This is a genomic window from Paenibacillus cisolokensis (assembly GCF_050481165.1).
Taxonomy (GTDB): Bacteria; Bacillota; Bacilli; order Paenibacillales; family Paenibacillaceae; genus Paenibacillus_AH; species Paenibacillus_AH cisolokensis.
In genome coordinates this window covers 43,277-57,738 of record NZ_JBCNFP010000005.1, presented here as the reverse complement: position 1 = coordinate 57,738, position 14,462 = coordinate 43,277, and the positions used below count along the sequence as shown (strand labels likewise).

At 57.8% G+C, this 14,462-nt stretch carries 10 protein-coding genes; 3 read left to right on the top strand and 7 right to left on the bottom strand.

Annotated features, from left to right (window positions below):
• Positions 1 to 202 precede the first annotated feature (202 nt).
• Entirely contained in the window at positions 203 to 985 is a 783-nt protein-coding gene (locus ABEV74_RS01170; protein WP_430142877.1) for an electron transfer flavoprotein subunit beta/FixA family protein, read from the top strand.
• 64 nt (positions 986 to 1,049) lie between these two features.
• Positions 1,050 to 2,024: an electron transfer flavoprotein subunit alpha/FixB family protein gene (locus tag ABEV74_RS01165; protein ID WP_430142875.1), complete on the top strand. Its 975-nt coding sequence runs from the start codon at positions 1,050 to 1,052 to the stop codon at positions 2,022 to 2,024.
• A gap of 482 nt (positions 2,025 to 2,506) precedes the next feature.
• Here the strand turns inward: ABEV74_RS01165 and ABEV74_RS01160 are convergent, their stop codons facing one another.
• The 5 genes from ABEV74_RS01160 to ABEV74_RS01140 all read right to left on the bottom strand — a co-directional run bounded on the left by ABEV74_RS01160 (position 2,507) and on the right by ABEV74_RS01140 (position 9,425).
• Positions 2,507 to 3,178 carry an SOS response-associated peptidase gene (locus ABEV74_RS01160; protein WP_062496116.1) on the bottom strand — a complete coding sequence of 224 codons (672 nt, stop codon included), beginning with the start codon at positions 3,176 to 3,178 and terminating at the stop codon, positions 2,507 to 2,509.
• A gap of 124 nt (positions 3,179 to 3,302) precedes the next feature.
• Positions 3,303 to 4,340 (bottom strand): glycoside hydrolase family 18 protein, encoded by a 1,038-nt coding sequence (locus ABEV74_RS01155; RefSeq protein ID WP_430142873.1) that lies wholly within the window; start codon positions 4,338 to 4,340, stop codon positions 3,303 to 3,305.
• A gap of 20 nt (positions 4,341 to 4,360) precedes the next feature.
• Positions 4,361 to 6,973 (bottom strand): transglutaminase domain-containing protein, encoded by a 2,613-nt coding sequence (locus ABEV74_RS01150; protein WP_430142871.1) that lies wholly within the window; start codon positions 6,971 to 6,973, stop codon positions 4,361 to 4,363.
• 7 nt (positions 6,974 to 6,980) lie between these two features.
• Complete coding sequence (locus ABEV74_RS01145) at positions 6,981 to 8,003, bottom strand: carbohydrate-binding family 9-like protein (RefSeq protein WP_430142870.1); 1,023 nt, start codon at positions 8,001 to 8,003, stop codon at positions 6,981 to 6,983.
• Between the two features lie 36 nt (positions 8,004 to 8,039).
• Positions 8,040 to 9,425 (bottom strand): alpha-L-fucosidase, encoded by a 1,386-nt coding sequence (locus ABEV74_RS01140; RefSeq protein WP_430142868.1) that lies wholly within the window; start codon positions 9,423 to 9,425, stop codon positions 8,040 to 8,042.
• A 94-nt stretch (positions 9,426 to 9,519) separates the two neighbouring features.
• Here ABEV74_RS01140 and ABEV74_RS01135 point away from each other — a divergent pair, with 94 nt between their 5' ends.
• Positions 9,520 to 11,820: a helix-turn-helix domain-containing protein gene (locus ABEV74_RS01135; RefSeq protein WP_430142866.1), complete on the top strand. Its 2,301-nt coding sequence runs from the start codon at positions 9,520 to 9,522 to the stop codon at positions 11,818 to 11,820.
• Positions 11,821 to 11,893: 73 nt separating this feature from the next.
• Here the strand turns inward: ABEV74_RS01135 and ABEV74_RS01130 are convergent, their stop codons facing one another.
• On the bottom strand, positions 11,894 to 13,507 hold the full coding sequence (locus tag ABEV74_RS01130; protein ID WP_062496129.1) for an extracellular solute-binding protein: 1,614 nt from the start codon (positions 13,505 to 13,507) through the stop codon (positions 11,894 to 11,896).
• 38 nt (positions 13,508 to 13,545) lie between these two features.
• A complete protein-coding gene (locus ABEV74_RS01125) occupies positions 13,546 to 14,454 on the bottom strand; it encodes a carbohydrate ABC transporter permease (RefSeq protein WP_062496131.1) in 909 nt (302 codons plus the stop codon).
• Positions 14,455 to 14,462 lie beyond the last annotated feature (8 nt).

Genomic DNA, 14,462 nt, shown 5'->3' with positions numbered 1-14,462 from the left:
GGATACTAAAGCAACGTGTGAAGTATCACCGGAACACGCTGCCACTGGCATTGAAAAGGGGCATGAATTTCAATGACGTCTAGCCGTCGGGGTGCTAACGATGCGGCATTTGTCATATTTTTGATAAGTAGCATCGAAAGCGCGGCCGGCCCCGAAACGGGCCGGGTCGACTGCGAAAGCGCGTGTGAAGGAGCTGGACGACATGAATATCGTGGTGTTGATCAAGCAGACGTTCGATACGGAAGAAAAAATAAAACTTCAGGATAACCGGATCAGCGAGGACGGCGTCAAATTCGTCATCAATCCGTATGACGAATATGCGCTGGAAGAAGCGCTACGGCTGCGCGAGGCCGAGGGCGGCCTGGTGACCGCGGTGACCTGCGGTCCGCCGCGCAGCGAGGAAGCGCTGCGCACGGCGCTGGCGATGGGAGCGGACGAAGCGGTAAGACTCGACGACGCCGGGCTGTCCGAAGGAGCGGCCGTGGCGCAAGCGCTTGCCGAGCTGATTCGGCCGATGGCGCCCGATGTGCTGCTTGCCGGTCTGTTCGCGATTGACAGCGGCGCCGGTGCCGTCGCCCTGCAAGTCGCCGAGCGGCTCGGCTTGCCGCACGTGTCGGCGGCTGTCGGCTTGAAGCTGGAAGCGGACGGCGGCGGTGGACGGCTGGCGGTCGTGGAGCGTGACGCGGAAGGCGACACCGACACGGTTGCGGTGCCGCTGCCTGCGCTTATAACCGCGCAGCAAGGGCTGAACGAGCCGCGCTACCCGTCCCTGCCGGGCATTATGAAGGCGAAGCGCAAACCGTTGCGCCGCGTGGACATTGCCGAGCTCGGCCTGCCCGCAGAACGGCTGACGCCGCTGACCGAGCGGACGGACATCTCGCTCCCTCCGCCGCGTGCCGCCGGCCGCCGCCTGGCCGGCAGCCCCGCCGAGCAGGCGGCCGAGCTCGTCCGGCTGCTGCGGACGGAAGCGAAGCTGTTTCCTTGACGGAGAAGCTTGACTAAGAAGCCGTACTTTGACGGAAAGGAAGAAGAAAGGAGCTGATCTGAGGATGAGTCGAACGTGCCTCGTCTTTGCGGAGAGCAAGGGCGGCGAGCTGCGCCGCGTAGCGCTCGAAGCGCTGCATGCGGCGAAGCTGATCGCGGGCGGCGGGTCCGTGCACGTCCTGTTGGCCGGACCCGGGGAACCCGCGGCGGGCGCTGCCGCCGAATTGGCTTCGCGGGGCGCGGATGCCGTCTGCGTCGCCGATCATCCGGCGCTGCGCGATTACGCGCCCGAACTGTACCTCGCCGCCATCCGGGCGGCGGCGGAGACCGTCCGGCCGGACGCCGTGCTGCTCGGCCATACCGCCATCGGGCGCGATCTCGCGCCCCGGCTGGCCGCCGCTCTCGGCGCCGGCTACATCGCCGACGCCACGGCCGTCCACGCGGACGGCGGCGGCTTCGCCTTTACGCGCCCGCTCTACGCCGGCAAGGCGTTCGAGCGGCGGCGCTTCCTGCCGGGCGTCACGCAGGTTCTGACCGTGCGCCCGAACAATCTGCCGCCGGCCGAGCCGGACGGCCAGCAGGGCACGGTGGCGGCGCTCGCATTCGAACCGCCGCCGCTTGTGACCGCCGTCCGCGCGGCCGTGCGCCGCGCCGCCGGCGAAATCGATCTCGCCGAGGCCGACGTCGTCGTCTCCGGCGGACGCGGGGTGCGCAGCGCGGAAGGCTTCGCCCCGCTGCGTGAGCTCGCCGCCGTGCTCGGCGGCGCGGTCGGGGCGTCGCGCGGAGCTTGCGACGCCGGTTACTGCGGTTATGGCCTGCAGATCGGCCAGACCGGCAAAGTCGTTACGCCGCAGCTCTATATCGCCTGCGGCATCAGCGGCGCCATCCAGCATCTGGCCGGCATGAGCCAGTCGCGCGTTATCGTCGCCATCAACAAAGATCCCGACGCCCCCATTTTCAGCGTTGCCGATTACGGGATCGTCGGGGATCTGTTCGAGGTCATTCCGCTGCTGACCGAGGAATTCCGCCGCTCGAAGTGATAGCCTGCATGGACGGGGAGCTTCTTCGGCATCTCCTCGCGAGCAAAGTTGCAAAAGTGCAATATTTTCGGCCGCAAAATAACCAAAACGCAATAATTCCTGCGATTATGCAGTATTTTTGAGCTGTTGAAGCCGGATAAGATCAAATTTCCAAAAATTCCTGTATTTATGCAGAATTCTGCGCCATAGTCATCTATTCGGGCCAAAATTCCTGTACTTTTGCAACTTTTCGCCAAAGCAATCGGTCGAGAGACGGGGGGGCTGAAGGCGAGGCGCTCCGACGGACCGGGACGATGAGACGGAAGACGAGGCGCTCCGACGAACCGGAGACGGTTAGACGGAAGACGAGGTACACCGACAGACCGGAGACGATTTGACGGAAGACGAGGCGCTCCGACTGGCGCGGACGGCCGGACAGGCAGAAAAGCCGGTTGCCGCCCTCATGCACCGCGAGCCTGCATGTATGGGCGGCGAACCGGCTTTCAGGCAAAATCGGCCCGGATTTCCCTGACGCAGTCCGGCGACTCGTAGTTTTCGTCGGCGACCGCTTCCGAGACGGGATACGCCCGCAGTTGCGAAGCCTCCACCGGCTCCAAAAACTTGCGCAGCAAGGTGAAGTCGGTCAGCGACGGGTCGAGCCAGCGGTCGGCGGCTTCTTCGTCCAGTATGACAGGGAAACGGTCATGCCAGACCGAGATGGCGCCGGCCGCCGGAACCGTTACGATCGTAAAGGCGCGCACTTCCTCTCCGTCCGCGTTGCGCCATTGATCGTAAAACCCAGCCATTCCGAACAGCGGGCGTCCCGGCATGACGATATGCATCGGCCGCGGCGATTTCACCTTTTCGCCCGGCTTCCAGCCGTAGAACCCGCTGCACGGGATGACGCAGCGCTGCCTTTTCAGCATCCGCTCAAAAAACGGCTTGCGGGCCAGAGACCCCCCGTCGGCATTGACCGAATCCTTGGCCCAGTACGGAAACAGCCCCCAACGCGACTGCTGCAGCACCCGCTCGCCGTGACGGTTGTTCATGACGATCGTCACGTTCTGCAGCGGTGCGATGTTGAAGCGGTTCGTACTGCAATGATGGACTTTCTCGATCCGGAACATGCCGACCAGATCCGCCTTGTCGGCCTGGAGCGAATAACGCTCGCACATAGGGCACCGCCTCCTGGTTGTATGTCATCAACACAACCAGTATTTGCACAGACGTGAAAAATATGCGCATGCTCACGCCGACAGGCCCGCAAGCTTTGGCGGGAGCGATGAAGAAAAAGAAGAGCTAGGTCAGAAGCCCCCGGTAAATCGCATCCAGCAGCCGGTGCGTGGCGTCGCAGCCGTATTCCCAGAACATGACGCCGGCCAAGCCGCGCGATTTTACATATTCGCATTTGTGGCGAATCGATTCTTCGTCATCATAGGAGATGAAGGTGTCGCCGTTAAACAAATACGGGGCTTTGGCTTCCTCGTCCCAGTAACGGGTATATCCGTTCTTGTCGATATAATCGGCGGCCAGAGCCGAAAAGTCCGGCCCGTATCCTCCCGCGCTTCCCGCCATCTGATGAAGACCGCGATTGCGGTTCGGAACCTGCTTCCACATGCGGGAGTAGAACGCGGCGCCGATTACGATTTTCTCCTTCGGAACGCCCGCCTTCATAAACAGGTTGACCGAAGCGTCCACGCTAATGCGGAACAAGTCTCCGGACGGCGTATACAGATTCGTATGATGCCCGGTCAAAACCTGAAATCCGCCGCGCATATCGTAAGTCATCAGCTGTACGAAATCGAGATAGCGCTGCGCCTGATCCATTTCCGTCCCGTCGACGTAATACTGGTCGGCCCCGGCGGCAATGGTCAGCAAATAGCGCCGCCCGTCCCGTTCGCCTTGCCGATCGAGCGCCTCGCGGATCGTTTTCAGGAGCAGCGTAAAATTCGTCTTGTCGTCCGGACTGGCGTGGATGCCGGCTTCGCCGTAGCAAGGATACTCCCAGTCCAGATCGATGCCGTCAAAAGGATAGTCCGTCAGCGCGCGAACGGCCGATTGCGCCATCCGGTTTCTCCCCTCTTCGGAAGAAGCCGCCTCGGAGAATCCCCCGGCGCCCCATCCGCCGACAGAAAGCAAAATGGCAAGATCCGGGTACTTGCGCTTGATTTCCGGCAGCAGATGCAGATGTTTCAAATGATCCGTACGGATTTCATCGTCCCGGACATGTCCGAACGCGACGTTCAAATGGGTCAATTTCGCCAGGTCCTCCTCGGTCAGCTCCGGAAGTCTGGCATCGACGGCATAGCCCGCCGCAATATATTTTCTTCCGTTCATCCCATCTCGCTCCTCTCTTGTTATGGCCGCAGGCCGGTCACAATTCGCAATGCTTCCTTGCCCGTACCGAGCTTGTAGCCCGACTGCGCGTAACGAATCCGGCCCTGGCTGTCCAGTACAAAAACATGCGGGAAGCCTGCTTCATGGGCCCGGAACCGCGGCAGCACGCTCTCCAGCACGGCGAAGTCCGGGTCGCAGGCGATAACGGCGCATGTCGGAAGCTTATGGCTGCCTTCACGGAAAGCGGCAGCCCATCGGCAGTCGTGACCGATCAGCACGACCGGGACCGACTGCTCCGCAAACGGCTCGGCCAGCTCGCCCAGTTCCCGCAGCAAATGTTTGGACGGTTCCCGCTCCGGTTCGATCCAGGCGATGAAGATGGCGCCGTCTCCCGCAGCCTCTTCAATCGACTGCTGCGTTCCGTCCGGCAAAGTCCATTTGCGGCTCCGATCCACGGCGCCGAGTACCGGAATATCCAATGAAGCATGGCGAAACGTCAACGCGACCTCCGTAAGCTCATTGGCGCGTACCGTGAAATAGTTAAAACGCACCCGCACCGTTCCATCCTTCAGACGGTTCCCTGTCGTCAACCGGTACGTGCCCGGCTCCACCTCGAACGTCTCGTCATACACATCGGATTTGCCGTACGGATAGAGCAATGTTTTGAAGACGCCGTTCTCCAGACGGGCAAACGAGAAATTCCCGAAATAGGAAGCGGCCGGGGCATCCGGTGCCGCTTCGGCATCCCGGAGCAACCGCAGTCTGCCCCATTCCTTGCGCTCCGCCTTCTTCACGACCGATTCGGCGGAGCGTACGTCTGTCCAGCCCCCGTTCATCCTATACTGGGGCTTCTGTTCGCTCGGATGGAGCCGTGCCGGGATGCCCAGGCTGCGGCAAACGGCGACAAACAAAATATCGAGCGAGGTCCGGTCTCCCGCCTTCAGCCGGAAGGTGCCTACCGGGTTCCCCTTGCCCTTCAAATTCGGGAGATCTTCCCAGACTTCCCAGCCTTCATCGATTGTGGCGGCCAATGCGGAAGGGTCCGACTTGAATGCGCGAATTTCCGCTTCCGTGAAGGCTTCCTGGAACAAGCGTCTGTACGGAACGATCATTTCGTATTGGACGCGGGGACAAAGCACATACCGGACGAAATCATCTTCCGGAAGCTCGCCCCGTACAGCCAGGGAGCCGATCAAATGATCGTTCAGAGCGGGCCGGAAGGTGTCGACGAGATCTTTCTCGTTCAAGCTTTCCAATAGCCGCAGCGGCCACTCCCCATATTCGGGCGTCCGTTCCTTCAGGAAAGCGGCAATTTCGCGGCCGTTGCCGCGCGCCTTGCCCAGCACATCCGATACCCGCTCTTGCGGCAGGCCCAATTCGCGGGCAATCCCGGCCGCTTCTTCTTCCTGAATGAACGTCTCCTCGTATCGTCTCCGAATGGCCGCGCCTTCCTCTACCCGCTTCCGATGCCGCTCCATCTCTTCCTCCGGGACCGCATCGGCGCCGTCGCCGTCCCGCTCCGGCGGAGGGACCATATCGAAATCGAGCGTTCCCTCGGCATATCCGGTCTGATCCAGTATCAGTTCGATGCGCCCCTCCTGCGCGGCGAGCTTCGCTTCTCCGAAGCGCCCTTCCTTGACGGCCCGGATGAGCAAATCCCCGAAGCCCGTCTTAAACGTTGCCTCCCCTTGCCCGTTCGTCTTCAGCGACGCAATCGGATAAAATTCCGCCATATTATACAGCTGGAAATGCACATCCGCTCCGCCGGCCGGACGGCCCTGCTCATCCTTGACCGCAACGGTAACGGTGCGCGTAGGCGCATAGCCATCCAATAAATTGATTTCCGTAAACCATTTGTCAGCGAGCGTAATGTCCTCCGGCCCCGGATAATTGGCGAATATTCTCGTATTGACCAACATCGCCCGCCGGGCGGGCGGACTGAACCAGCCCTGATTCAGACGAGGTTCGGGCTCGCATGCGCCGAAATAATACCACTCTCCGTCCGCCCACGCTTCCACCCATGCGTGATTGTCGTCGCAATGCGCCCAGCGCGGCGTATAGACCTGACGGGCCGGTATGCCGATGCTGCGCAGCGCGGCGACGGCAAGCGTCGCTTCCTCGCCGCAGCGACCCCGCGCGCTCCGGATTGTCGCAAGCGGTGAAGCGGTGCGCAAATCGCTGCCTGTATAGGTCGCCTTCTCATGGCACCAGTAGTTGGTCTCCAGAATGGCGTCCGCCATCGACAAGTTCTTCGTCCGCTCCGCCAGTTCGCGATAGAGGATTCCGCGCGAATCCTCGATATTTTCCGTATTCACCCGGTATGGCAGCACGTAATACAGAAACAGATGATCGGGCACCTTGTCCCCCCACGGCACTTCCTTCCGGATTTCAAGCGTCTTGCGGACATGGCTCAGGAATAACGAGCCTTCGTAGTCTGCAAGGTCGTTCACCGGCATGTAGGCGTACAAATATTTGAGCGCCCAGGTTTCTTCTTCCGTCAGCTCTTCCTCGTGGAATATACCGAACAGCTCGCGTTCCTTCGCACGGGCAAGCCGTCTTTTCTCCCTGAATCGTTGCTCGACCCGTTCCATCGTTTCTTGATCGAGCGAAAATACGGAGGTATCGGCGATCATCGGCAGCTCACTCCTTCCACAGTTTCCCGTCTTCCCGGATATACAGCCTTCCGTTTCCGTCCGTCGCCGGCGCCGAAATGAGGAACGTCTTCCCGGTCGTCTCGATCCTCGGAACGATGCTCCACGAATCGCCGCCCATCAGTTGCTTTTCATCCTTGGCAAATGTTCCGTTCGCTTCGAAATAATTGCGCTGGCGGTAATAAAGCTTGCGCAGCTCCCATTTGACGCGTTCGTCCGGCGGCAGCTCGAACGATTCGGGACCGTTCTCGTCCGCGAACACCACATATCCCCACAGTTCCGGATAGTGCATATTGATAATGCCCATCGGGGACCATACCCAGTTATCTTCCGGATAGGGCTTGCCCGTATCCGGGTTCACGACTTTGCGGTATGTTCCTTCCTGAACCTCCACCTGCCACTCGACGCGGGAGAAATTGACGCGCCAGAATTCGCCGGCCGCCGGCGGACGGCCGTAAGGCGCGCATTCGCGCAAGCTGGTCCAAGGCATGGCCACCTCCACGCTCCACTTCCGGTTCGCCGCTCCGGGGCGGTTCAGCTCGCCGTCGATATGCACCGCCGTCTTGAGCCCGCGAATGTCCCAGCCATTGACCGGAGGGCCGCCGTCGCGGTAAGGCTTGATCAGCAGCAAATCCCATACCGTATTCAGCGCATTGATCTCGAATTCGTAATAAAGATGCGTATCACCGTCCGGATCGATAAAAATTTCAAAATCGTTATCGTGGAAGATGACGGAATCCCGTTCCGTCAGCGTCGCCCAGATCTGATCCTCCATCAGTTCCGCCGCAAAGTAAAAACAGTCGTCGTCCCACAGCATTTTGACCCGGGTCCGCTTGGCCGGCTTCGGACGCGAATCCCCTTCGATATCGACAAAATCGTCGGTCCATTCCGCCCCCGCCCAGAACGGCTTGTCGACACGGCCGTCCATCTCCAGCGGTCCGGACGCGCGTCTGCAAATGTAATGTTTCGGAGCGAACTCGATTTTCGGCTCCGGCACTCCGCTTCGATTCACTTCTCGTTCCCCTCCAGTACAATAACGTCGGCTCGCCTATTGCAGGCGAAATACATGCGCGATCGGCGTTTGACCCTGGCGCTGCTCTTCCGGCATCCGGACTGCGATTCCGTTATCGGTTCGGCGATGCTCCAGTCCGTCCCGTCCGTCTACGAGACCGACCTTGCCGAAGTCTCCCCGGATCGGAATGTGCAGCTCCTCCGGCACGATCTCGTCTCCTTCCTTGTACAAGTAGAACGCATACGTAACATCGCCTTTTTTGGTAAAATGGCAGTTGCCCGCGGAATACGGCGCGCAAGCCCGCGTCCCATAGATCGCTTCGCCATATGCTTTCAGCCACTCGCCCATCCCCTTCATGCGGGATATGGCGGTTTCCGGAAGTCTTCCGTCCGGCTGCGGCCCGATATTCAGAGCCAGATTGCCGCCTTTGGCCACAATTTCGATCAGCAGATGAATGAGCTGCCGCACGGATTTATATTGATCCTCATAGCGGAAAGAGAACGATGTTCCCATCGTGATGCAGCTCTCCCAAGGAACGTTCAACGGACGCTCAGGCAGCGTCTGCTCCGGCGTAATAATGTTTTCGTACGGTCCGCCGACGGTGCGGTCGGCCGTGAGCAGCCAGGGCTGAATGCTGCGCGCTTTCTCCACCACTTCGCCCAGGCGGATGTCCTGGCCGTTTTGCGCGCAGACCCATCCCGCGTCGAGCCATAATATATCGATCCGTCCATAACGGGTCATCAGCTCCATAATCTGCTCATGCGTGAATCGGACGAACTTTTCCCACAACCAGGGACAGTCCTGCGGATCGTAGGAAGGTCCCCGCGCCGTGAACGTTCCCCGCTCCATTCCCGGCGCCCAATAGTAGGGCGTATGCCAGTCGGCTTTCGAGAAGTAAGCGGAAATGCCGAGACCTCTGGCGCGAAACGCGTCAAACAGCCGCTTGCAAATATCGGCATGCTTGTGGGTGTGGAACGGACAGTCCGGACCTGTAATGCGGTAATCCGTTGTGCGGGTATCCCACATGCAGAAGCCGTCATGGTGCTTGGTCGTGAAATTCAAATATTTGAATCCGTTTTCAGCAGCGAGATCCGCCCACAGCTCGGGCTGAAAGCGGACCGGATTGAACGTCCTGTTCAAGCCGAAATATTGCCGTTTCAATTCCTCGGCGTCGACATCCCAGTCGATGCCGTCGCGGGACCATTCCGCATCCTTGTCGCTCAAAGCCCACGATTCCACAATGCCAAGCTGGGAATACGGCCCCCAGTGCATCATCAGGCCCAGCTTCTGATCCTTGAACCACTCAAGACGCTCAAGCAGAAGCGGATTTTCAGGCTTCACCCACTCCTCTTCGGCACTGTAGTTATGTACGCCATGTTCGACCACCTGATCCTGTTTCCCGGCCATATCGTTTTTACTCATCGTCTACCTCCGAAGAGCCGTTTATTGTATGATTACAATATCATTAAAATCATGAAACGAATCCGTCATCGTCAGCACATCAGGGGGAAATCAATTGAAACCGAATTATTTTAAGTCCAGGCTGTTCATGAAATATATCTGGTCCTACCTGCTCATTTTGTTGATCCCGCTCGTTCTGGTGACCGTGTTTATTTATGAAAACGCCGTCACAAACCTCCGTGCCGAAATCGAGCGGTCCCGTCTCGATCAGTTGACGCAAACGAAAGTGATGATTGACGGGCGGATGAAGGAACTGAGCGAGATCGCTTCCCGCATCTCTTATGACAAGCGGCTGACGCCATACCGGGTCCACGATCCTTACTATAGCGGAGAAGCGATTCAGGCGCTGGACCAATACAAGGCGACAAGCTCCATCATTGACGAAATGTTCCTGTATTTTCATCAGGACGAAAACATCTATTCCTCTGCAGGTCTTTATCGTTTCGACGTATTCGCAAGCCATTTCAGCTTCCAGAACTGGAATAAGGAAGCCGTGTTCCGGGACCTGAACAGCGTCAAAATCCCGACGATGCGCCCGGCCGATCTCGTCAACCGCAATACGCATCTGCAGCAGACGATGCTGGCATACCTTGTACCGATTACGCCGAACAGTCCCAATCCTCACGGAACGGTCATGTACCTGATTCGGGAGTCCGCGCTGACGAGTCTGATCGATTCGATTCTGGGCGATTACCAGGGCCAGACGTTGATTCTCGACCAAAACGGCCAGATTCTCGCGGACAATCGCCAAGGCGAATCGTTGGACGGGAGCGAAGCAAGTTCCCTGTTCGAGCTTTCTCCCGGCATTCACGACAAAATGGTGGACGGCAAGCCGCACTCGATCGTATCCGTCAAATCGGAAAACAACGGCTGGACCTATGTGACGCTCATGCCGAGCGCCCAATTTTTCAGCAGCGTGCTCCATGTCCGCAGCTTCATCATCATGCTGTTCGTCATCGTGGTGGCGGTCGGCGCGGCGGTCGCGCTCCTGCTCGCCAGAATGCAGTACCAGCCGATATCGACGCTGGTCGAGTTCGCCGCTTCCAAGTCCAAAGACGGAGACATCCGTTCGGCGGCCGGATCGTCCGTTTCCGGCAACGAGCTTGACCGCATCCGAACGGCGCTGCAGGAGTACAGTTCGCGAGTGGATCTTCAGGAGCCTTACGCCCGCAATCATTTTCTGTCCCTGCTGCTGAAATACGGAAATGTCCGGAATCTGACCCCGGAGCTGCAGGATGCTTTCGATGTTCGCTTTGACCGTTCCCGCCTCTTCGTGATGGTGATCGGACGGAGCGAGACCGGGGAGCGGCAGGAGGACAAGCCGGAACGGCAGGATCTGACCGAGCTGTTGTCCCGTATCGAATTCCCGGAATTGTCGGCCCACGCCTACGGCGTCGAGCTCCCTCAGCTGGACCGGTTCGCGCTTATCGTCTGCTTCGATCCGGACGGTTCGATCGGGGAATTCTCCCATGTCCGCGACATTGTCGATGCGGTTCGCAGCAATCTGCTGGAAACGATCGATGTCATGCCCATGATCGGCGTCGGAACGTGTTACTCAAGCCCGAACCAGCTGAACCAGTCCTTTATCGAAGCGTGCTCCGCATTCGAACTGGGGGTATCCGGCGCGAGCGGCACGATCACCTATTTCGAGCAGCTTTCCTATACGCCGGAGCATACGTTCTGGATTCCGAACAACATTCTCATGAAGCTGTCTCAAAGCTTGAAGCAGGGCAGCTACGATGTCGCGACGCAGATGATCCGGTCGTCCATCGAGAGTCTGCAATCGTCAGGCCACTCCGCGCTGCTGAAGCGCTGCATCAGCTTCGACATTCTGAACACGATGCTGAAAACCGCTGCGGAGCTCGGCATTCATCATACGATGCACGACATTGCTCCGAATATGATCTACACCCAATCGTTTGAGGAACTGGAACGCAGTCTGCTCAATCTGGCTTCCCGGATCTGCAATCAGGTCGAGCTCGACAAGCAAAAAGAAGAGCAGTCTCTTACCGATCAGATTGCGGCCTACATTGACGACCATTACACCGACCATGCGCTCAGCCTGGAGACGGTCGCCCTTGAATTTGCTGTTTCGCCTTCGCATGTCAGCCGTTCGTTCAAGGAAAAGATGGGACTTAATTTCTCCCAGTATGTCTGGCAGAAAAGGGTGGAGGAGGTCAAACGACAACTCACCTCAACGAGCGACTCGCTGAAAGACATCATCACCCGGGTCGGTTATCTGGATACGCCCAACTTTATCCGCAAATTCAAAAAAGAAACCGGATACACGCCCGGCCAGTACCGCAAGATGCACTCCGCATACGGCGGCCACGACTTGACCGCCGAGGGCGAATAAGCGCGATAAGCCGACACCCGGTCTGCAAAGACCGGGCTTTTGTCGTCTTCTTCTGTTCGGCAGTTTGACGGGCTTATTTCTCCGCGTTCCAACGATCGTATGCGGCCTGGTACAGCTCGGCGATCCGGTCGCCGCCCATCTTTTTGATCTGCTCGACGTACTTGTCCCAGTTGGACAGCGATTCTTGACCGGTTACGAATTTCGCTTCCATTTGCTGAACATAGGTGTCCAGATCGGACAATAATGCGGATGCTTCGGTCTGCTCCTCATTCGTCAGATAGACGTTGGGGAAAGGCACCTTCGCGATCGGCACCAGCTTTTCCTGATTTTCCTTGTCGATCCAGTCGTCGAATTCCGTTCTCAGACCTTTCGTCACTTCCGGATCATTGATGCCGGGAGTCAAAATACCGTAGTTCGGCGTGATCGTTCCGCGGTACTCTTCGCGATCGCCGCCGCCGGGCACCGGCAGCCATTCTTTCACGCGATTTTCCTTGTCCTTATACTTCCACAGCAGGTTTTCAGGTCCTTGATTGAACAGTGTCGAGCCTTCGTAGCTGTAGAGATAGTCGACCCACCGCATGGTCGCTTCCGGAGCCGGGTTGCTGCTCGTAATGGCGAACGTGCCGTTCGCGGACATCCCCGGATGTTTGCCGTACACCGGCGTGCCGGGAATTTCGCTGCTTACCGGCGTCATCATCGGATGCTCGCTGCTCGGTTCGCCGCCCAGCGTGAAGTACGGGAAATAATCGTTGAACAATGCCACTTGATTGTTCTGGCCTTTTGCCTTCTTCTGTTCGGGCGTTTGCGAGAACGTTTCGTGGTCGAGCAGACCGTCTTTCCACAACCGGTTCAGGAAGGTCAAGTAGCCTTTATACCCTTCTTCCTGAGGCGTGTAGTGAACCTTGCCGTCCTTGTCCGCATAAATTTTTTCGTCATAAATGCCCCAGAAACCGAGGAAATACATGCGCAGATCGTCCAGCTTGACCGACGTGAGCGGAATTTCGTCCGCCTTCCCGTTGCCGTTCGGGTCCTCCTCCTTGACGCGCTTCAGGTAGTTATACAGTTCTTCGGTCGTCTTCGGCAATTCCGTTACCCCGAGCGCTTTCAGAAATTTGCCGTTATACCACATCGGGCTGCGGTACCAGACGGCAGCGGTGTCGATGAACGGCAAGGCGTAAATATGGCCGTCCGGCGTCGTAATGTTTTTGCGGATTTCCGGATGCTCGTCCAGTATCTTTTTCAGGTTCGGCGCATAGCCTTCATCAATATATTTCTCCAAAGGAATCAGAACACCTTGCGAACCGTACGTAACTTGTTCGGCCGGTTTCAAATCCGCCGCATACAGCATATCCGGCAAATCGCCGCTGGCAAACACAAGGTTTTTCTTCGTGGAGAAACTGTCCAGCGGAGCAAGCTCGTATTCCAATTTGATCCCGGTCAGCTTCTCCATTTCCTGAAGCACGGGCATGTTGTTCCAGTCGGCTACGCCAACGTCTTGCGACATCATTTTGAGCGTGATCGGCTCGTCTACGATCGGAAAGCCTTCCTTTTTGACATTGGACGCCTCTTGAGACGCACCGGACGAGGACGATCCGTCTTCTCCCTTCGATGGCCCGCATGCCGCCAGCATGGAAGCCGCCAGCGTCAGACAGAGCAGCATCGACGATGCCTTGCGAAGCTTTTTCATTCTGCAACTCCCCTTTTGATGATCATTTATGAGCAAGATCAGCCCTTAACGGAACCGATCATAACCCCTTGCACAAAATAGCGCTGAAGGAAAGGATATACGACGATGACCGGCAAAGTCGCCACGATGATGACGGCGTATTTGACCAATGCGGCGATTTCCGCCTTGTTGTTCAAGGCCGACGCTGTCGACGCGTCCATCATGCCGCTGCCCTGCGCCGACATCTCCTGCAGCACGAGAATTTGGCGAAGCACGAGCTGCAACGGATATTGAGCCGAATCATTTAAATAAATAAGCGCCGAAAAGTAGCTGTTCCAGTGGCCGACTCCGTAAAACAACGACATCACCGCGATAATCGGCATCGACAGCGGAACAATAATTTTAATAAACAACCGCATATTCGTGCAGCCGTCCATTTGCGCGGCCTCCTGCAGCTCCTTCGGAATCGAGGTCTGGAAGAAGGTTCGGGATACGACAATGTTCCAGATCGAGGCGGCCGAAGGAATGACGAGCGCCCACATGGTGTTGATCATGCCCAGTTCTTTGACAAGCAAGTACGTAGGCACAAGACCGCCGCCGAAAAACATCGTAACCATAAACATGCCCATAAAGAAATTCCGTCCGACAAAATCTTTGCGGCTCAAGGCATAGGCGGCCGGCAGCGTCACAATCAGATTGATGAGCGTGCCCACGACCGTATAAAGAATCGTGTTTCGGTATCCTCTCCAGATCGCCGAGTTCTCGAACACCCGTTGGTAGCCTTCGAACGTAATGCCTTTCGGCCATAGCCACATTTCACCTGATCCAACAAACTTCGGATCGCTGACGGAAGCGCTGACAATGTAGATCAGCGGGTAGAGCACTATGACGAAAGCGAGAAATACGAAAATATAATTGCAGATGAGGAATAATTTGTCCCGTTTCGTTTCCTTCACGGCGGAAATCATCGGTCTCC

Bases quoted from the DNA above. Each gene is read 5' to 3' on its own strand.
- ABEV74_RS01130 (WP_062496129.1), bottom strand. From the start codon at position 13,507: ATGAAAAAGCTTCGCAAGGCATCGTCGATGCTGCTCTGTCTGACGCTG.
- ABEV74_RS01160 (WP_062496116.1), bottom strand. From the start codon at position 3,178: ATGTGCGAGCGTTATTCGCTCCAGGCCGACAAGGCGGATCTGGTCGGC.
- ABEV74_RS01155 (WP_430142873.1), bottom strand. From the start codon at position 4,340: ATGAACGGAAGAAAATATATTGCGGCGGGCTATGCCGTCGATGCCAGA.
- ABEV74_RS01150 (WP_430142871.1), bottom strand. From the start codon at position 6,973: ATGATCGCCGATACCTCCGTATTTTCGCTCGATCAAGAAACGATGGAA.
- ABEV74_RS01125 (WP_062496131.1), bottom strand. From the start codon at position 14,454: ATGATTTCCGCCGTGAAGGAAACGAAACGGGACAAATTATTCCTCATC.
- ABEV74_RS01165 (WP_430142875.1), top strand. From the start codon at position 1,050: ATGAGTCGAACGTGCCTCGTCTTTGCGGAGAGCAAGGGCGGCGAGCTG.
- ABEV74_RS01170 (WP_430142877.1), top strand. From the start codon at position 203: ATGAATATCGTGGTGTTGATCAAGCAGACGTTCGATACGGAAGAAAAA.
- ABEV74_RS01140 (WP_430142868.1), bottom strand. From the start codon at position 9,425: ATGAGTAAAAACGATATGGCCGGGAAACAGGATCAGGTGGTCGAACAT.